The organism is Variovorax sp. YR266 (assembly GCF_900107295.1).
Taxonomy (GTDB): domain Bacteria; phylum Pseudomonadota; class Gammaproteobacteria; order Burkholderiales; family Burkholderiaceae_C; genus Variovorax.
The window spans coordinates 823580-843257 of sequence record NZ_FNPM01000001.1; the positions used below are offsets into that span (position 1 = coordinate 823580).

Sequence of the window (19678 nt, forward strand, 5' to 3'; positions counted from 1 at the left end):
CCTGGTGCTGCCGAAACAGAATCTCCTGCACCGGCCCCGCCCAAGGGGCTGCGACCTTCCTTCCTACCCGATCTCGCGGTCTTCACCGCCAATGCCATGTCCAACACCAACCAGTCCCCTCTTCAGCGAGCCGCGTGGCTGCGCAAGCTCTACTTCATTCGCGCCGCTTTTTCCTTCGCGTGGGTCGCGCTGGCGTTCACCGCAGCCAAGGGGTCGCCCGCACTCGCAATCGGCCTGCTGATCGTCTATCCCGCATGGGATGCGCTGGCAAACCTGCTGGACGCCAGGATGACGGGGGGCGCAAAGGCCAACCCCACGCAGGTCCTGAATGCCTGGATGAGCGGGCTGGTCACGGTTGCCGTGGTGGTTTCGCTCGTGCTCAAGCTGCAGATCATCTTGGTGATCTTCGGGGTGTGGGCCATCGTTGCGGGGCTGCTTCAGCTGGCGACGGCCATCCGTCGTCGCAAGAGCGATCGAGGGCAGTGGGTGATGATGCTGAGCGGGGCTCAGTCTGCGCTGGCCGGAGGATTTTTTGTGGCGCAGCAAGGCAGTGCGGAGCCCGTTGTGCAGACCTTTGGCGGCTACGCGGCAGTCGGGGCTGTGTACTTTCTGATTTCCGGACTTGTCATCCTGTTTCGGCAGTCCAGAGCCAAGGCCGGCGCGTTGGCTCCCGAGAAGGCTTGATGCCGGCCTTCCACCCATACGTGCGGATGGGTACTATCGGCCCCAAGCAAGGAGACTCGCATGAGAAAGCTCAAGATCATGGAGCACGTGTCGCTGGACGGCGTGATCCAGTCCTCCGGCGAAGACGACTTTCCCTACGCTGACTGGACCGCGCCCTATCGGACGCCCGAGGGCCGGGATGAAGTCTTCGCCGCGCACGGCGGGCACTTCGATCTGCTGCTCGGCCGTCGCACCTACGACATGTGGTCGGGCTTCTGGCCAAAGGCACCGAGCAGTCCGATGGCAGACGGCTTGAATGCGGCAACCAAATATGTCGTTACCCACCGTCCAGAAAGTCTTGAGTGGGGCCCGTTCGAGAGCCTTGGACCGGACATCGTCGAGAGCATTCAACGCATCAAGTCGCAAGCTGGCCCGGACCTTGTCCTCTGGGGCAGCTCCACGCTGACATCGACGCTGCTCGAACATGGGCTTGCAGATGAAGCCATGCTGATCGTCTATCCGGTCCTGCTGGGCACTGGAAAACGCCTCTTTGCGGAGGGAACGCCACCACGCTCCTTCGAGCTCGTCAGCACGAAAGCAATGCCGTCCGGAATCATCTTCAGTGCTTACAGGTTCAACGGGCCTCTGAAGACCGGATAGTCAGGCGCCGCGACATCGGCGTCGATATGAGCCCGTCGATCTCGGCGAGTCGAACGTCGAGGTTGCGCATCAACTCGTCCTTCCTGAATCCTTCGGCGCTTGCGAAGACGCCCCCAAGCGTGTCGAGCGAGAATCCGGTGCCGCTGGAAGGGGACTGCAAAGTTCGCACCGGACAGCTATACAAGGGATTGTTTTGTACGGGAAGCTACTTTCTTGTTCGGGTCAAGGATGGCGCCGTTGAGATCGAGTTTGAAGGCCGATGGGTTTGACGCTCCAGGGCCAGAAGCGGAAATCCAAGTACGGTCTCACCATGCAACCTGACACGCCTTCATCTAAAGGATTCGATATTTTCTGGATAGCGTCTGATTCACTGCAGCAAGTCGGCATGTTTGCGACTGGCGGTGATGGCCCTATCCCCTGGACTGCACGGCCTTGGATTCACAACGCGGAAGAACAGGCACTGATGCTGTCGGTTGTGTGTGCAGTCGAGTTGAAAATTCCCTATCCCCGACCCGATGATTTCGTGGTGTTGGCTGAGCGAGGATTTTTTTCGTTCGACTGGACGGATGTGCACAAGACTTCCATCCAGGCAACGTCCGCGTACGAAATGGTTTGCCGACCTGTCAGTCCTTTGACAGTTGATCAGTTGCCGCCGTCCCTTCAGGTTGCTGCGCTGGCCACGAAGATCATTGGCAAGACCTTAGACGCCGGGCGTGTAGATCGGGTGGCCTTGGGCAGCTAGGATGGCCGCCGCCCTGAGCGGCAGTACGTTCTGCTCCAGAGCTGCCAATCGCAGAACCCAACCGGTGAGTCCAAGTTGCGATAACGCGCAGGGGCAGCCGAGCTGCCTCCCGCGTCGATCAGAACGTCCAATTCAGGTTGGCCTTGAAGCCGTGGTCCCGCAGCCCGCCGCCGAACTGGCCCGAATAGGAGGCACTCAGCGTCAGGTTCGGGCGCAGCTGCGTCTCCACGCCGGCCTCAAGCACAGCGACGTTCCTGGCCAGCGGCACGCCAGCGATGGTGAACGGCAGGCTGCCGCCGAAGGCAAGAGTGCTTGTGGGCGCCGTGTCGCCGAACGCATGGCGCCAGCCCAGCATGCCGCGCAGCTTGGTGCTCTCGCTCGCCTGCATGCTCGCACGCACGCCCAGGGTCGAGAAAGTCGCATCGGTGCTGCCGCCATAGCCGTACAGCGCGGCAAGCCCGCCGCGCTCCACGAAGGCGTCGCTCTTCAGCGTCACGTGGGCGAGCCCGGCAAAGGGTTCGAGGGTCGCGCTGCCCAATTCGAGGCGGTGACCGACTTCCCCGAACACCTGCGTCGTCGTGCTGTCGTACTTGCCAGTGAGCGTGTCGGCAAAGCCCGCAAAGGCGGCGGAGCGGCTGGTGTCCGTCTTGTTCCAGCTGTGGCTCGCCCCGAGGCGAAGCGCAGTCGCGCCCCACTGCGTACCGCCGTAAATGCCGAGGTGGTAGCTGTCGGTCTTGCTGCTGCTGTTGCGCGTACTGGTGTCCGCGCTCGCACGGCTGTAGCCGCCAAGTGCGCCCACGCGCCAACCGCCGTCGATGCCGGTATCCACCCCGGCCATGAAGCCGCTGATGTCGCGCTTGAGCCTGGCGGCATTGCCGTCGCCGTCCATGCGCCCCCACGAGCCGAACACCTGGGCCCAGCCGGTGCGGGTCCGGCCATCTTCGGGTGTGCATGCGCCCTGCGGCTGTTGCGGCGCGGGCTTCGCGGCCCCCGGCGCGCAAGCCGCACTGCGCAGTCGGTCGATCGCCGCCTCGCGCACGAAGCGACTGTCTTCCAGCGCCGCGGTCTTCGAGGAGGCATGAATGTCGGCAGACAGTTGGTTCAGCGCATCGCGCGCCGCGAAGTCATTGGGCAGCCAAGCCATGGCGGCGACGAGAGCGTTGCTGCCGGGCAGGCTGTCGAGCGCCGCGCCGACCGCCACCTGGTTGGGGGTGCCGCCTGCCTCGACGAAGCCGCGCGCCTTCTCGGCGGTCAGGTAGACATGGTTCGCGTCGTAGCTGTCGGCCAGGCGCACAAAGGCGCTCTGAAGGTCGCCCGCGAGGCTGTACGTTCCGGTGAGACCGCCGTCCGCGCTCAGCACGGTGTAGCGGGTGCCCAAGCTGTAGCCCGCGGACCCGGTGCGCACGACCTGCAGGCGCGAACCATTGGCGATGCTCGCGCTGCCGCTGATGCGCAGCAGGTCGGACGCGCTGGAGGCCGGGTCGACCTCCACCTGGTACGTGGAGCCTGCGGACTGGGCGAAGTTGCCATTGATGCTGAGCGTGCCGATTGAGTTGCCAGGCGCGATCGTGCCCGCCACCGTTGTGCTGCCCACCGTGCCGGAGCCCTGCAACCGGCCTGCGGCCAGCACGTTCACGTTGCCGGCGAGCGTGCCGTTGACGACCAGTGCGCCGCCTTCGACCGATGTCATGCCTGTGATCGTCGCGCTGCCGCCGAGCACAAGGGTGCCACCCTTCACGTTCAGGCTGTTGCCTGCAACGGTGCCATCGAGCCGTGCAGTGCCCGAGTTGACGACGATGGCGTCCATGCCGCTGATGGCATAGGCCGCACCGTGGGTGAAGCTGTTCGCACCGAGGTTGAAGTTGAGCACGTCGGCGCCGTCGCCGGTGATGTTCCCGTTGATCGCGCCGCCGGTGACGGTAAGAGTGTCGGTGCCCCCGCCAAGCAGGATGGCACCGTTGAGTGTGCCGGCGGAGGTAAGGGCCACGTTGCCGCCGATCTCGTCGATACCGTTGCGATCGGCGTCGCCATCGCGGAACGCCACGCCGGAGGCGCCCCCGTTGATGATGGCCCCGGCGCCGATGTTGACGATGCCGCCGGCCGCGGCGGAGGTGTGGATCGCCGCGCCGAAGGCGCTGCCGCCAGTGACGGTGCCACCGGTCACGTCCACCGCATAGGTGCCAACCCTGGCCGATGTGAAGATGCCGTCGGCGTTGGCGCCGGGGGCGGCGACCGTGCCGCCGCTCATCTGGATCTGCGCATTGCCCTTGCCCGTGGTCGTCGCCAGCAGGCCGCCTGCCTGTCCCAGCACCGATCCGCCGCTCATGGCGACACTGACCATCGACGGATTGTTCACCGTCCCATTGATCTGCGCGGTGACTGCCGCGCCGGCCGCTTCGACGGCGCCGCCAGTGATCTCCACGGATGCACTGCCAGTGCTCGGTACTCCGCTCGCTCTCGCAAGGATGCCGCCCCCCGAGCCTGTATTGCGCACCGTCCCCCCGGCCAAGGAGACGTGGGCATCGGTTCCGTTGGTCGTGCCCACACTCACAGCAGGGCCGGCTCCCGTTGATGTGATGGAGCCGTCGCCAATGTTGATTGCCGCCAGCCCTGAAATCCGGTTGCTCGTCAAGGATAAAGCCGAGCCCGACGTCGTGATGGAGTTGATGTCCCGGACACTGATGACCAGTTGACCGCTGGTGGCTACAGCGTGCGTCGCCGAGACGCCTTGTGTGCCCGTGATGACCATGTCCGGATTGTTCAGGTCGATCGTCAGATCGCCAGACGGCGCGTAGCTGATGCCTGTGGGATAGCTGGCGCCTGCGCAGGTGATGGTATTGGGCCCAACCGCCAGGGGGCCGCACTCGTTGGCGGCATGCGCCGGCGGAGCCGATATGGCGAGAAGTGTGACGGCCAATGCAACTGTCGAGGCCGGAGAAACCGGAGCTCGCATGTCAGCGGCACGACTGAACGAGATTGCAGACCATTGCGGCCCAACGGGGTGGCTGCTCACCCTTGCTTTGCCAATGAACGACGTCATCCGGAGTTCCATTACAAGTTGATACATCCGAAATCATGGATGCAGATGGCTCGCCCTTCAACCTTTCATGTGGTCGAAATGCAGCAAAAGAACTTTATTTTTTGGACGTTGCACCTTCAGTGCGTGGGCGGCTTTCGGCACTTTGCAATGTGCCGTGGGCGCGACATGGAAAGAAAGTGCGTGGCCAGACATTCCCCGACTGGGGGAGTTTCAGGCGATGCATCCGAACAGCGCCTTTCTCCTCTCCGTGGGCGGAGGGCTTGTGGACTTTCGCAAGAATCAGGTTGACCTTGCCATTCGGCGGCTGGACTTCGCAGTGCCCGAGACGTGGAACGTCCAGCCCCTTTCACTTGAAAGAGTTGGGCCTGTCATGAGGCCCGAACTGATGCCGAGCCTCGAACACGGCGACTATCTTGCTCTTGGGTCGAAGACTCGACCTGATGCGTGGGCGCAGTGGCTCAAGACCAGCTTTGACCCAGTCACCATGGGTTGATATGGCTGGGATCCACTCGCAGAGTGGCTGCAAGCGCAGTTCAGTCGCCTGACTCCACACCACGAGTTCTGACAGTGGCCGCAACTACGAGCAGGTGTAGCTCGCCGCTGAGCCAATGTCTCCACTGGTGTAGGTGATTTTCTTCGGGTACACGCAGATGGGGCGAGTTTTCGTCGGGGCACCGCCAAGGGTCTGCAGGGTCAGGGCATCCGGAGCGGTGCCTTTTTCCACCCACGCCGTCAGTGCGTCGTAGAACTGGGTCGGCGTGAAGTAGGGCACTTCCGCTGCGGGGTTGGACGTTCCGTTCGGATCGCCATGGCCGGCACCTGGCACCAGATAGAGTCGATAGAAGCCTTGGACATCGCTCAACCCGCCGCTCCTGGCGACCACGCTGTTGTAGTAGTTGACCGTCCCCTGCGCCATGATGAGCTCGTCGGCCAAACCATGCCAGGTCAGCATCTTGCCGCCGCGATTCTTGAACGCGGAGAGGTCCGGGTTGTCCGTGTTGATGTTTCCGAACTGCGGCTGCAGCGTCACGCCGCGGTCGTAGGCATTGCTCAACTGCGCGTAGCTCAGTTGCTTCCAAAGCGATTGGCCGTTGCCGGTCGCATTCACGAACGAAGGGTCGCCGATGGTCGAGTTCTGCAACTCGAGCGCCACCTGATCAGACGCGATGGGGAATGCACCGTTCGGGCTGGTCAGACCGTTCAGACCAAAAGAAGCGAACATGGCGCCATACAGCGAAGTGCCGCGACTCTGTCCGTACCAGCGCTGGTTTGCGGAGCCAAGCAGCGTGGAAGACGAAGCCGCAGACCAGCCGTTGTCGGTCGCCGGCGACGGTGCCGAGCCGTCGGCGGTCATGCCGTACCAGACCTTGTTGATGGCCGTGGCTTGTGCTTTCGTGACGCACGCGCTCGTTCCGTTCGTTCCACCGTCGGATGTGCAGAGAACCGTGAGATCTGTCGTCGGGTCGTACGTACAAGACGCGGGGTCAAGCGCATAGCCCAGGTGCTGGCCGGCCACCACATCGCATGCGGCAATGGCAGCGTTGGAAACCAGATCCTGCTGAGCTTGTGTCGGTGCAACACCACCCAGGTCACGCTGGAAGACGATCTGCGGATACAGCTCCGCGGTGATGAACCTGCTCCAGTTGATGGCAGGATAGTTGGCGATGATGCCGTCGAAGTCGGTGGGGTTGTTCTGCGCCAGATTCAGTCCCTGGCGTCCACCCGTCGAGCCTCCCTCCCAATAGGTGTACTTGGCCGGCGTTCCGTAGTAGGCCGCCGCCAGTGCTTTCGTCTTGACGGCCTGTTCATGAATGCCTCGGCTCGCGAAGTCGGTCCACAACGTCTTGTTGATGGTGCCATCCGGGTTCATTGCGAACGAGCCGCCCGCGAGCGAGGAATGCCCGGTATCCGTGGTCGATGAGACAGCGCCTTCCTTGCCGGCCACGTTGGCCGCGTCGCTGCTCGCAATCGCTGCCGCACTGCCGGCGACACCCCCTTGCCAACCACCGCCTCCCAACGCATGAATGCGCGAATTCCAGGCTGCTTTCGATGGCAGCCAGATCTCGATGCCGATGCCGGGCGACGTTGAAGGGGCGCCTTCGGGTCCAGGGTTTCCAGGCCCCACATTCAGCTTGACCATGCAGACGTCGTTGGCAGCCACCGGCGTTGCCGCCGTCGCCGCGCCACCCAGGACGAGGGCGTCTCCCTTCTTGAATGACTTGACCGCAACAACACTGGTGCTGGCGTCAGGCTTGAAATTGGCCTTGAGCGTGTCATCACATGTCAGCGCCGCTGGGCCTGACGGGGGCGGCACCGTGGCGACAGGGGGATTGCCGAATCCGATGAAAGGAAGTGTGTTGTTGTTGCCGCCACCACCGCACCCACTGGCGAGAACGGCTGCAACGATTGCGGAAACTGCCAAAGGCTGATGAGTTTTCATGTGTCTCCTTCAAGTTAGGGCCAGCTGCAAGAAAGTGCATTTTTTTGCCCACCTTCGAGTGCAACATGAACTATTAGGCATCCTCCACAAACTTCGCTTGTACGGGTTATCCCGTCGCTAGGGAATACGCCGTGCAGTGGCTGTGAGTGAAGCGACTCAACAAAGCAGTCTGGATTCGGCCTTTTTCGTCATCAGCGTTCAGAAATATAGTGCACATCGTTGTCGGCAATGCCCTTGCGCTGGCGGGGCACGACTACGTTCCGACCTACTGGAACGTGAGCGTCTTTGACCCGATGGACGAGTTGTCGCAAGTCCAGGACAAAGCTGGAACGACCATGGCTCCCTCGAGCGCCGGCAGAACGTGGCGATTGCCTCGAAAAACGAGCGTTTGAATTCCATTTTTCATGCCAATGGAAGGCACACGTTTCAGTAAACAATCAGCGCGCAAGGTTACCGAATGACACATGGGGTCCGCATCGCTCGCAAGAACCGAATCTCTTGCGAGCGATGCCGGGCGGTGGGTGCGAACGCGACCCCCGAGGGTCGGCGAGACAGCAACGGCGTGTGATCGACATCGAAATTCAAACCGCCGTTGGCGGCGTACCCCATGTTCCCTTTTCCCCTGCGGCTGCTGCATGCCGCAATGATTCCCCTGGTCCCCATGCTGATGGCGCTGGCGGCACTGCCGGCGCAGGCCGCCGACACGATGAGCAAGATCCGCGAAACGCACACGATCGTGCTCGGCGTGCGCGAAGCCGTGCCGCCCTTTTCGTTCGTCAATGCGCAGAAGCAGCCCGCCGGCTATTCGGTGGACCTGTGCCTGCACGCGGTCGAGGAGATCAAGCGCGAGCTCAAGCTTCCCGACATCAAGGTCCAGTACAAGCTCGTTGCCGGTCCGGAGCGCATTCCGAAACTGCTCGCCGGCGAAATCGACCTCGAGTGCGGCTCGACCACCAACACGATGGCGCGCCAGGACAAGGTGGACTTCAGCTACACCTTCTTCGTCGCCGGGATGCGCGTGCTGACGAACAAGAGCCTTCACGTGGAGACGGTGAAGGACCTGAAGAACATGCCGATCGCGCTGGCCAAGGGTTCGACCTCGGAGAAGCTTTTCAAGCAACTGGGCGACGGCGAGCTGCGCGACGCGAAGTTCACCACCTACGACAACAACGGCGAGGCCTACAAGGCCCTGAAGGAAGGCAAGGTGCAAGCGTTTGCGCAGGATGACTCGCTGCTGCAGGGCCTCGTGTCGAACGACAAGGGGATCGATACGCTCGGCCTGAGCAGGCTTGCGCTGTCGGTCGAACCGTACGCCGTGATGGTGCGCAAGGGCGACGCCGCGTTGCTCGCGGCGGTCGACCGGAGCCTCTCGCAGCTGTACGCCAGCGGCGAGATCAATGCGCTCTATGACAAGTGGTTCAACACCCAGACGCTCACCATCAAGATGGGACGCCTGACACGCGACAGCTTCGTCCGGCCGAACAAGCAACCCGGCGTCGCGATGGTGCTCGGTCATTCGATCTGAGACAAACCGCCCGCCAGTGAAAGACCTCGGCGCACGGGGCGCTCTCCGGTTCCGCCTTCGGGCCGTGTGCCTAGGCCTGCTTGCAGCCGGCGCGGTCGACACCGCCTGCGCGCAGAACGCGATCAAGGCGGTCGCAAGCGCCATGCAACAGGGTGTGGAGGTGATCCAGATCGACCTGGCACGACCGCTCGCCGCCGTGCCCAGCAGTTTTTCGGTCGCGAGCCCCGCGCGCATCGCACTGGACTTCCTTGGCGCCACCAACGATGTCGGGCGCGCGGCCATCGAAGTGAATCAACCCAACCTGCGCTCGATCAATGTGGTGCAGGCCGGCGAGCGCAGCCGGGTGGTGTTGAATCTCCGGCAGCCGGTGCCGTACACGGCAGAGCTGCAAGGCAATTCGGTGCGGGTCACGCTTCAGGCGGTTGCCGTTGTCGAGCCACGGACGGTGGAGACGCCCGCGCCGGCCGAGGCCGCGGCAGCGCCTGTTGTTCGCAGCAGTCCGATCACGCTCAATTTCTCCAACGCCGACATCGAGGCCGTGGCGCGCACCATGGCGGTGGTGACCGGGCGCAATGTGGTGGTCGATCCGCGCGTGAAGGGCACGATGGACCTCGTGACCGACCGCGCCGTGCAGCCGGCCGCCGCCTTCAACCAGTTCGCCGCGGCACTGCGCCTGCAGGGCTTTGCGGTGGTGGAGGCCGACGGCCTCTACAAGGTGGTGCTCGAAGCCAACGCCAAGCTGCAGAGCGTCGCCGTGAACACCTCCATCGGTGCCGTACCAGCGTCGGCCAGCAACCAGGTCGTCACCCAGATCTTCAGGCTCAACCACGAGTCGCCCAACGCCCTGATGCCGGTGCTGCGTCCGCTGATTCCGCCGAACAACACCATCAACGTGAACCCGGGCAGCAACTCGCTCGTGATCACCGACTACGCCGACAACATGCGGCGGCTCGCACGCATCATCGCGGCACTCGATGTGCCGAATGCCTCCGATGTCGAGGTCATCCAGCTGAAGCACTCGATCGCCACCGACCTGATTCCGCTGGTGCAGCGGCTCATCGATGGCGGTGCGTCGGGCGCACCGAGCGTCAGCGAAGCGCCGGGTGGCGCCGATGCATCGTTTCGCACCACGCTGCTGGCCGACGCGCGCAGCAACTCGGTGCTCATGCGCGCGGCCAATCCGGCGCGCGCGCAGCTCGTGCGTACTCTGATCGAGAAGCTCGACCGCCCGCCTGCCGAAAGCAGCAATGGCGCTGCCGGCAACATCCATGTGGTCTACCTGAAGAACGCCGAAGCGGTGCGCCTGGCGGCCACGCTGCGCGCCGCGATGGCGGCGAACCGGCCATCGGGCACCACGGGCGCGGGTGCGGCTGACGGCAGCAGCGCCGTGCCACAGCAGGCCACGCAGAACAGCACGGGCGGCCAAAGCGGCTCGCCAGCCGCCAACCAGCCCTCCACCGGCGGCCAGATCCAGGCCGACCCGACGACCAACTCACTGATCATCACCGCCCCCGAGCCCCAGTACCGCCAGATGCGCGCCGTCATCGACAAGCTCGATGGCCGACGCGCGCAGGTCATGATCGAGGCACTGATCGTGGAGGTCAGCGCCAGCAAGGCCGCCAACTTCGGCGTGCAGTGGCAAAGCGCGCTGGGCAACAACGGGGTCATCGGCACCAACTCCAGCCTGAACAAGACCAACATCCTGGCGCTGACCCAGGCGCTGGCCACCCGCAATGCCGCCGGGCTGGCCTCCTCGATCCAGCCGGGGCTGAACCTGGGCATCGCCGGCAAGATCGGCGGCCAGTACATCCTGGGCGCGATCGCCAACTTCTTCAACAGCGATAGCGATGCCAACGTGCTCTCCACGCCCAACCTGCTGACGCTGGACAACGAAGAGGCCAGGATCATCATCGGCCAGAACGTGCCCTTCCCTACGGGCTCGTACGCCAGCACCTCGGGCTCGGTGGGCGTGAACCCGTTCACCACCGTGGAGCGCAAGGACGTGGGCCTGACCTTGCGCGTGCGCCCCACCATCAACGAGAACGGCACGGTGCGCATGACGATCTTCCAGGAGACCTCCACGGTCGACCAGAACTCGCTGACCAACGTGAACGGCCCGACCACCAACAAGCGCTCGATCGAGTCGAGCGTGCTGGTGGAGGACGGCGGCCTGGTGATGCTGGGCGGGCTGCTGTCGGACACCTACAACAACAACATCGAGAAGGTGCCGCTGGCCGGGGACATCCCGGTGCTGGGGAACCTGTTCAAGAACGAGAACCGCACGCGCACCAAGAGCAACCTGATGATGTTCCTGCGCCCGACGGTGATGCGCGATGGCGCCTCGACCGAGGCCTTCGCTTACGACCGCTACGACGAGATCCGCGGCCAGCAGCTGCAGACGCAGCCCAACACCGACAACATCATGCTGCGCGGGGTGAACGCCGCGCCGGTGCTGCCCGATACGCGCAAGCTTGCGCCCAGCCCCCCGCGCGGTGCGCTGCCGCCGACGGCCGATCCGGTCAGCGCACGGGAGCTTCCGTAGGGCAGCAAGCGGAGGTGTTCAGTGCCATTGAAGGCCGGCACAAGATCGCCAACTGGAAGGGCGGCAAGAACAAGCAGTCGAGCGCTGCGTCGATATGTGAAGCACCCCGCACGGTCTTGCGCATGAGCGATGCGGGGATGAAGCGACGGGGTTCAGTTGCTGTACAACGCGCCCCGGCCGGTGCCGCTCACGTAGATGCGTCCATAGATGTTCTGATCTGCCGCCATCACGCCGATGCCGCCGAACTTCACGCTCTTCCAGGAGGTGCCCTGGGCGGGTGCGGGTTCAAGCGCGGGTGCAGGTGCAGGTGCAGGTGCGGTTGCGGGTGTGCCTGCAATGAGTGCTTCTGTCGAAGTGCCCGACGACCCACCGCTACAAGCCGCGACCCATGTGCTCAGCAGGCCGATCGCGATGAGCCGCGCGCAATTCCAGTTACGGGGGAACGTCGATGCAACTGGAGACGATCTGCCAATGGACACCTCACTTATTTTTCTTGAGATCTGCGGCATTTTTTGGCGTATTGCTTGGAGCTGGAAGAGATGTGCCATGGGCGTGCCTGTCCATCGCGCATCGGGTTAATTACGGCTACTTGGAAACGAACAGCCCCAGTTCGGAAAGATCCGTGAGGGTGCTGTCGCCGTTGTTGGCTGTGATGTTGAGCCGGTAGTAGCGATAGGAGGCCGGATTCGCGATCGCATAGGTCTTCAGTTCCAGGCGGTAGTCAAACACCTGGTCGTTTTGCGTGTCCAGCGTGGTCCAGGTGACGCCATCGTTGGAGGCCTGGAACTGCCAGTCCTTCGGATCGCGCGGGACCGGGTTGGTGGTGCTGGTGATCGCATAGCGCTGGACGCGCTCCGTATGGCCGAGGTCGTACTGCAGCCAGCCGGTCGTGCCCACGTAGAGCCATTGCGACAGCGAGTTCCGGTCGAAGGCGCGTTTCGCTTGGGTCGCATTGCCCGCGCTGTCGCTTGCGGTGCCGCCGGTGGCAACGTTCACCATCGGACGGGCCGGCGTGGCGCTGTCCATGGGAGAACGGCCGCTCGTTCCGGCGGAGTTGCTCGCCGTGACGGTGTAGTAGTAGGTGGTGCCATTGACCACGGAGGTGTCCGTATAGCTGCTGCCCGTGACGCCCGACGCGACGGTCTCGTAGGGTCCGCCGCTGAACTCGGAGCGGCCGACCGTGTATCCGTTGGCGCCGAAGGACGCCTGCCAGCGCAACGGGACGGTGCCATCGCCCGGCGAGGCCAGCAGCATGGCGGGCGCCGCCGGGATGACGCTCGGCGCACCACCGTCGCCGCCGGTGATCTGCACGTTGCTGAAGGTGGAACTGTTCAGGCCACCATTGGCGACCGAGGAGACCACCAGGCCGACATAAATCGTGTCGGGAACGGGGGCGTCGATGCGGCCGACATCGGTGGCGGCCCAATTGGTGCCGTCGGGAGAAACGTAGCCGGTGATGATGTTCCCGATGCGCTCGAGCTTCACCCAGTACGAGGCCGTGGCGCTGGCGATAGCCATGGCTTTGGTCCCATAGTTCGAGCCACCGTACACGGCGAGTTTCTGCATGTTCTGTCCGGCGTCGCCTCTGCTGGCGATGGCCATCCAGGCGCGCGGAGCCCCTGGTTCCAGGCTTGTGCGCATCATCACGCCCGCCCTTGCGACCGGACTGGTGTTCTGCACTGACTCGACTTTCGCGATGATGGCGCTGTTGCCGGCGAGGGCCTTGTAGGTGAAGTGGCAACCGTCTTGGGTGCCCCACAAGATATCGTTGCCCGCTCCCTGAACGATCCACTTGCCGTCGGCGTAGATGGCCGTTCCGGCCGGGCTGGCGCCCCCGATGTCGGCATTGCTGAATCCCGAGGTGATCGAGGCGGTCGAAGGAATGGGCAGCGCCGGCGGCGGTGTCGCCTTCGACGTGTCGGCGTCCTTGAGGAACATGAAGCTGCTGCCGTCCACCGGCATCCGGAGGCGCCTCTGCGCGATGAAGGGGGCCTGGAGACCCTTGCGCAGGACGTAGGCGCCATAGATCTGGGTCAGCGCCACGCTCCCGCCATTGGCACCGTCCCAGCCGTGCCCGGTGACGTCGGTGAGGTAGTAGCGATCGGTGGTGCCGAAAGGAAGCGCTGCCGTGGGCACGCGCTCGTTCACTCTCGCGAAATACTCACCCGCGGCCAGCAGGCGGTTGTCGAAATCGGAATAGATGTCGATGCCTTGGCTCCAGAGCGCCTCGGCGAGCATGGTCAGCGACTTGAGCTGCCCATAGGCATGCCCCTGGTCGCGCAGCGAGTCGCCGAGCATGCCGATGTCGTTGGAATTTCTCAGCCCGATGTGGGCCAGCGTGCGGACCTGGTAGACGACCTTGTCCAATGTCTCGATGTCGTCGTTGTAGATCGCCATCAGCCCAAGCGCGGTGAGGGACAGTGCGCCCTTGTTGGCGGCGCCGAACGAGCTTTCGCCGTAAGGGTTCGCCGCCGGCATCAGGACGTCCTTGAAGTACTTCTTCACCGTCGCCGTGTCGGACTCCTTCCAGCCCGGCCATGTGGCGCGCAGGATTTCCGCGCCGCCCACGAACTGGAGCGCGTAGTCGCCCAGGTCGAGCATCGACTCGCGACCCGAGAACTCGGTCTGGGTGGTGGCCCACCCAAGCAGAAACTTGCGCGCGTTCTCCGCGTATCGCTCGTCACGGGTGAAGTACCACATCAGCGAGAGATTCGAGATCGCGACCATGTCGTTGCGCCAGGCCCAGAGATTCTCGTCAGGGGCGCGGCTCACTTTCGCGAACGGGCCATGCCCTCCGTAGCTGAGCCTGGACATGGGACTGCCCGCCACTTGCTCGAAGCCGGACGTCCATGGCTCCCTGCCCTGGTCGACGTATGCCTTGAGCGTCGCGAGATCCGAGAGGGTGACACCAACGCCCGGATGCTTGATCACGCGGGCCACCGGGCTGTCTCCCGGGGCGGCGGGGATTTCGGGGGTGACTCCCGTGGTGGCGGGAGTCTCCGGCGTGCCTCCCGCGACAGCTGGGACCTCCGGGGTGCCCCCTGCGACAACAGGGACCGTAGCGCCTGCCTGGAAATTTTCCGAATCTCCGCCCCCGCAACCCGGGAGCACGACCGCGCTCAACACGAGCAACGCAGCAGCAAAATCAGTTTTATCAAACATGGGAGCCGTTGGTTAATGCGCAGAAAAGTCGCGGAGCCCGGCACGGGCCGCCAGCTTTCCTGGAGGCGCTGATTTCATTGATAAGCCCGCGATCCGCCTTGAAGGCTTTTCGGCTCGCGAGGCTGACTGATCCTGGTGTTCATCCAGGAAGAGGATGTAGAACCGGGGCGCCTTCCACATACATGGTGGTCGAATACGTCGCCGTCGGATCAAGTGCGATTCCGGCGTCCGATCGCTACTTCAAGGCCGCACCGCCTCGCGCAAGGTACTGGCCCGACAGGCGGGCGAATTGGCCACCATCGGTGGTGATGGAGGTCTGGTGGCTGCCTCCTGGGCTGAAGACGATCGCGAACGTGTGCGTGTCGCCGTACTCCTGGGTATTGCGCAGCATGTAGTCGACGTGGTTGTCGCGGTAGTGCTGGTCAGTGCCGCCGGGCGTGTCGGACGGCACGCCCATCGGCGTCTGCCACCACAGGATCGGCAGGCCATTGCCCAGTGCGGCACGGTAGTCCGAAATCTGCTTCTGGGAGTCGTGGAAGTTCGGACTGGTCTTGTTGCTTGCGTCCCAGTAGAACGTTCCGGTTCGGCCCCTGCATTCGTCGGGCGGCGATTCAGCTTCCCAGCAGCCCGCGTCGCGGTCGCTGGTCTGGGCGACGATGAAGTCCGCCTTGTCCGCCCCGACCACGCGCATCTGCGCGCCGATCTCGGCAGCGGTGCCGCTCCAGAAGGAGGGCGGGAATCCCACCAGCGCCTTGGGCGCGATCTGCCTGCCCATCTGCACGAGGCATTGGCCGAGGCCCGCGGCGGTGTTCGGCAGCCCGGCGCATTCCGGCTGGTTGTTCACGACGGCCGGAATTTGCGTCGCGTCGTGGTCGGGCCTCTTCAACGCAAGGAATCCCCAGAAGTCCGGCTCCAGGTTGATCAGAACGGGCCCGCGCAGGTCCGCAATGAGCTGGTACATCAGCCGCGTCTGCCCCCAGTATTTGTTCATGAAGGCCGCGTCGTTGATGCCGCTCAGATCGCCCTGCATCTGGTAGAGCGTGAACATCGGAATCGCGCCGTAGGCCTGCTTGGCCTGCGCGGTGTATGTGAGGTACGCGCCGTCGGGACTGTTCCAGGTAGGCCAGGCGCCTGCGCCAGTGCCTACCAGGTAGGTGTCCACGATGTCCGGGTGAATGTCCTGTTTCTTCATCTCGTCGATGGAACCGGAGCCGAGCCCGAACAGCACCCGGGCGGGCTTGCCGAGCCTGGTCACCAGTGCTGTGGTCGCTGCGACGGGCGAAGTGCCCCCATCTATGCCGCCCCCTGTGCCGCCCCCTGTGCCGCCCCCAGTGCCGCTCGCGCCGCCTGTGCCACCGCCACTTTGGCCGGTGCCATTGCTGCCTTGACTGCCACCGCCCAGACCGGACAGGCCGGCCAGGCCACTGCCCTGGTTGCCGCCACCCCCACCGCCGCAGCCAGACAGGAGCACCAAAAGCATCAGTGCGGAAACGCATCCTCGGAGGAACATCATCATGGGAATGTTTTTTTGAGATTGAAGAGAACCAGCCGCCGCACGCGTTGCGTACTTCGCATGCGGGGGAATACTTTCGTCGTGCATGGCCAGCATGCATGTCGCAGGCTCGCGCCCGGATGCACTCGCCGACCACGCCATGAGGCGCACGATTCATGCCTCAGACCCCCGCCGGAGAAGAACGCGCCAATTGATCCCGGAAAGTGACGCGGAGCGTCGCTTCGGATTCACCGTGTGACAAGTTATGGCCAGCTCTTAAGTGGAGTCCGACAAAAAAGGAAATACCGGCGCATCAGGCCTAACATCAACCAACACTTGTGCATTACAAGGCGCTCCATTCACGATGCAGCGATCGACGGAGTAGAGCAGCCAAGACTTCATCCCTTGCTTTTTGAACGCGTCGAAAATCGAGATTCACTCACTCATTTTTCATAGGAATGGCGTTGTTCTCTCACACGTGCGCGCAGCCTCTGAACGCTATGCACTGGATGCTGGCACTCAATCCCGATGACTGAGCTTCTCCACAGCCATGTCGGCGAGCCGCTCACGCAACACGCCGAACGGCACCTGACATCCCCGGAAGCGCGAAGCTGATTCGCTCGATGTCTCGCGAGGGGTGCTCGCCTGACAACGCGTGAATGCATTGATCAGGTGATGCGACTCTGTCTTGACCAACAGTGGAGCGTGCCGCCCAAGCGACGGTTGGATTTCTCCGAAACGGCGAAACGTGCAGCGCGGCAGAACCTTGCGCTGCCCAACGTGGTCGTCGAAACGCGCTCGGTCATGGCGCTCACGAGCTTGATCGGCCACTCGGGTTGTCTTGGGGCGACGGTGATCGGGCCCAGGTCGGTCTCGCAATGCCATTCGGTCGTGCCGCCGGGTCGCACCATCAAGGCCACTTCGTTCACCGCGCTCCGGGTTGAAGCTATCGCCCGGAGCAGGCGCTCAAAAGCGCATCGTGCTTTTCACCCTGGCCGTCGACAGGCTCGATCCTCTATTTACGCGCGTTCGACTTCTTGGCAAAAAGCCGTTCGCACAAACCGCGCAGCCAGCGATTCGCCGGGTCCTGGTTGTAGCGCGCGTGCCAGTGCTGCTTGACGGTGAAGGGCGGCACGGGCACCGGGCAATCGAACACGGCGAGCCCATTGGTGCGGGCCAGCGTCTCGCCGATCTGGCGGGGCACTGTGGCGACGAGGTCGGTGGTCGAGACGATGGCGGCCAGGCCCAGGAAGCCGGGTAGCTCCAGCAGAATGCGCCGTTCGACGCGGTGCCGCAGCAGCGCTGCCTCCAGCAGTTGCACGCCCGTACCGCCGACGATGCCGATGTGCGCCTCGGCCTTGTAGTCGCGCAGGCCTATGCCCTTCGAGCCGACGCGCGGATGCCGTGCATTCACCAGGCATACCCAATCCTGCGGATACAGCACCTGTTGGTAGAAGCCTGATTCGAGCCAGGGCACCAGCCCGATCGCGAGGTCGGCCTGGCCGGACTGCAGCGCTTGCCCGGTCTGCTCGTCGATGCGCGCAGCCTCCAGGCGAATGCCGGGGCCCACGGCGCGCACGTGCGCCAGCAGTTGCGGCAGCAGCGTGATGTGGCTGGCATCCGTCATGCAGATGCGAAAGCGCCGCGTCGCGCTCGACGGGTCGAACACTTCCGGCGGCGCGGCCACGCGGCGCAGCGCCGCCAGGGCCTCGCGCGCCGGAACGATCAGTTCTTCCGCGCGCGGTGTCGGCTGCATGCCTGCCGCGGTACGCACGAACAGCTCGTCGCCCAGATGCCTGCGCAGCCGGCCCAGCCAGTTGCTCACCGTCGGCTGGCTCTGGCCGAGTTGGTCGGCCGCGCGCGTCACGCTCTGCGTGGTGTAGATCAGGTCGAACAGGCGCAGCAGCTTGAGGCTGAGCAGGCCCGCGCTCGCATCGAGGTTGTCGTCGTCCGCATTCATTTCAAAACGGAATGTAGACCATTCGCTCCATGTCATGGACGAAATGTTCGTCGAACCCTATCTTCGACGCATCCCTTCGAAACACTCCTTCAAGAGACAGGCATGAAAATCTACTTCCTGGGCGCCGGCGCCCTCGGCTGTGCCATCGGCGGCACGCTCGCCGCCGGCGGGTCGGACGTCACACTCATCGACCCGTTCCAGGCGCACGTCGACGCCATCCAGCGCGACGGCCTCCTCATGAAGGAAGGCGACTCGGAACGCCGCGTCAAGGTGTGCGCATCGACCAGCATCAAGGGTCTGCCGCCGGCCGACCTGGTGATCGTGCTGGTCAAGTCCTTCCACACGCGCTCGGCCATCGAAGGCGCGCTGTCGATCGTCGGACCCGACACCGCGCTGATGTCACTGCAGAACGGCATGGGCCACGAGGAAATCCTGGCCGACGTCGCCGGCCGCGAGCACGTGCTGGCCGGCAAGACCTACGTCGGCGGCGTCCTGCTCGGCCCGGGCCACATCATTGCCGGCACGCGCGGCAAGCGCACGGTCATCGGCGAACTCGACGGCAACGCGAGCGAACGCACCAGGGCCATCGCAGCCGAGTTCGAGCGCGCCGAACTCCCTTGCGAGGTCAGCGACAACATCCTGGGCGTGATGTGGGACAAGCTGCTCATCAACGTCTCGACCGGCGCGCTGAGCGGCATCACGGGCCAGGTGTACGGCAGCCTCTACGCAGTGCCCGAGATCGAGGCCACGGCCATCGCCGCCGTGGCCGAGGCCATGGCCGTCGCGCGGTCCATCGGCGTGAAGCTGTCGATCCAGTCTCCGCGCGATGCATGGGTGATGGCCGCCGAAGGCCTGCCCTACGAGTTCAAGACCTCCATGTTGCAGAGCCTGGAGAAAGGCTCCATCACCGAGATCGATTTCATCAACGGCGCGGTGGTGCGCGCCGGGCGCGAACACAACGTGCCGACCCCGGTGAACCAGACGCTGGTGGCCGCCATCAAGGGCATCGAACGCCGGCTGGAGGCGAAATGAGCACGCCGCGCGCCTACGTGGAGCACGTCGCCATCTGGGTGAAGGACATCCACTGGCACATCAAGTTCTTCCACGACGTCTGCGGCATGACGATGCGCGAAGTGCAGGGCACGCTCGAAGAGCCGGTGCAGTACTGGACCCTCGGCGGCATGCAGTTCATGGCCAAGCCCGACTACGCAGGGCCTGAAGGCCGCCTCGGCCATCTCGGCGTGATGTGCGAAGACCTCGAAGCCGCACTCGCCGCCGCACAGGCCTTCGGCGTGACCGAAATGCCGCAGGGCCGCAACTGGCTGCGCCTGCCGGACGGCCTGGCCGTCGAATTCATCCAGGCCAGCGCCGGCGCCGTGGCACGCGCGCTCGCCATCGATCCCCGCGCCTGAAGAGCCGCTCCCCCAATACAGAGACACACACCAATGACCA

14 protein-coding genes are annotated in these 19678 nt (G+C 64.1%); 7 read left to right on the forward strand and 7 right to left on the reverse strand.

The genetic code is table 11. The features are described 5' to 3' along the window. Positions 1-96 precede the first annotated feature (96 nt). The 3 genes from BLW48_RS03800 to BLW48_RS03810 all read left to right on the forward strand — a co-directional run bounded on the left by BLW48_RS03800 (position 97) and on the right by BLW48_RS03810 (position 2065). Positions 97-684 carry a DUF308 domain-containing protein gene (locus tag BLW48_RS03800; RefSeq protein ID WP_093172720.1) on the forward strand — a complete coding sequence of 196 codons (588 nt, stop codon included), beginning with the start codon at positions 97-99 and terminating at the stop codon, positions 682-684. Between the two features lie 60 nt (positions 685-744). Beyond that, positions 745-1323, forward strand: coding sequence for a dihydrofolate reductase family protein (locus tag BLW48_RS03805; RefSeq protein ID WP_093172722.1), 579 nt, complete (start codon positions 745-747; stop codon positions 1321-1323). A gap of 310 nt (positions 1324-1633) precedes the next feature. Beyond that, positions 1634-2065 (forward strand): hypothetical protein, encoded by a 432-nt coding sequence (locus tag BLW48_RS03810; RefSeq protein WP_143047714.1) that lies wholly within the window; start codon positions 1634-1636, stop codon positions 2063-2065. Between the two features lie 118 nt (positions 2066-2183). On the opposite strand, the gene BLW48_RS03815 is transcribed toward BLW48_RS03810, so the two are convergent. Then, positions 2184-4487 (reverse strand): autotransporter outer membrane beta-barrel domain-containing protein, encoded by a 2304-nt coding sequence (locus tag BLW48_RS03815; protein WP_256330692.1) that lies wholly within the window; start codon positions 4485-4487, stop codon positions 2184-2186. Between the two features lie 1195 nt (positions 4488-5682). Then, positions 5683-7545 carry a tannase/feruloyl esterase family alpha/beta hydrolase gene (locus tag BLW48_RS03825; RefSeq protein ID WP_093172731.1) on the reverse strand — a complete coding sequence of 621 codons (1863 nt, stop codon included), beginning with the start codon at positions 7543-7545 and terminating at the stop codon, positions 5683-5685. 607 nt (positions 7546-8152) lie between these two features. On the opposite strand from BLW48_RS03825, the gene BLW48_RS03830 reads away from it, so the two are divergent. Further along, positions 8153-9070, forward strand: a complete 918-nt coding sequence (locus BLW48_RS03830; protein ID WP_256330693.1) for an amino acid ABC transporter substrate-binding protein — start codon at positions 8153-8155, stop codon at positions 9068-9070. Between the two features lie 16 nt (positions 9071-9086). Then, positions 9087-11612, forward strand: coding sequence for a type II secretion system secretin GspD (gene gspD / locus BLW48_RS03835; protein ID WP_093172733.1), 2526 nt, complete (start codon positions 9087-9089; stop codon positions 11610-11612). A 152-nt stretch (positions 11613-11764) separates the two neighbouring features. On the opposite strand, the gene BLW48_RS34910 is transcribed toward gspD, so the two are convergent. The 5 genes from BLW48_RS34910 to BLW48_RS03855 form a co-directional block, all read right to left on the reverse strand. Then, entirely contained in the window at positions 11765-12160 is a 396-nt protein-coding gene (locus tag BLW48_RS34910; RefSeq protein WP_143047716.1) for a hypothetical protein, read from the reverse strand. Positions 12161-12197: 37 nt separating this feature from the next. Next, positions 12198-14552 carry a discoidin domain-containing protein gene (locus BLW48_RS03840; RefSeq protein WP_256330694.1) on the reverse strand — a complete coding sequence of 785 codons (2355 nt, stop codon included), beginning with the start codon at positions 14550-14552 and terminating at the stop codon, positions 12198-12200. 457 nt (positions 14553-15009) lie between these two features. Beyond that, positions 15010-16254, reverse strand: a complete 1245-nt coding sequence (locus tag BLW48_RS03845) for a hypothetical protein (RefSeq protein ID WP_093172737.1) — start codon at positions 16252-16254, stop codon at positions 15010-15012. A gap of 531 nt (positions 16255-16785) precedes the next feature. Next, complete coding sequence (locus BLW48_RS35320; RefSeq protein ID WP_177142253.1) at positions 16786-17097, reverse strand: hypothetical protein; 312 nt, start codon at positions 17095-17097, stop codon at positions 16786-16788. Positions 17098-17281: 184 nt separating this feature from the next. Continuing rightward, positions 17282-18226, reverse strand: coding sequence for a LysR family transcriptional regulator (locus BLW48_RS03855; RefSeq protein WP_093172741.1), 945 nt, complete (start codon positions 18224-18226; stop codon positions 17282-17284). Positions 18227-18328: 102 nt separating this feature from the next. Between BLW48_RS03855 and BLW48_RS03860 the strand changes: the two genes are divergently transcribed. Further along, positions 18329-19258, forward strand: a complete 930-nt coding sequence (locus BLW48_RS03860) for a ketopantoate reductase family protein (protein WP_093172742.1) — start codon at positions 18329-18331, stop codon at positions 19256-19258. After that, entirely contained in the window at positions 19255-19638 is a 384-nt protein-coding gene (locus BLW48_RS03865) for a VOC family protein (RefSeq protein WP_093082719.1), read from the forward strand. The genes BLW48_RS03860 and BLW48_RS03865 overlap by 4 nt, the downstream gene beginning before the upstream one ends. Positions 19639-19678 lie beyond the last annotated feature (40 nt).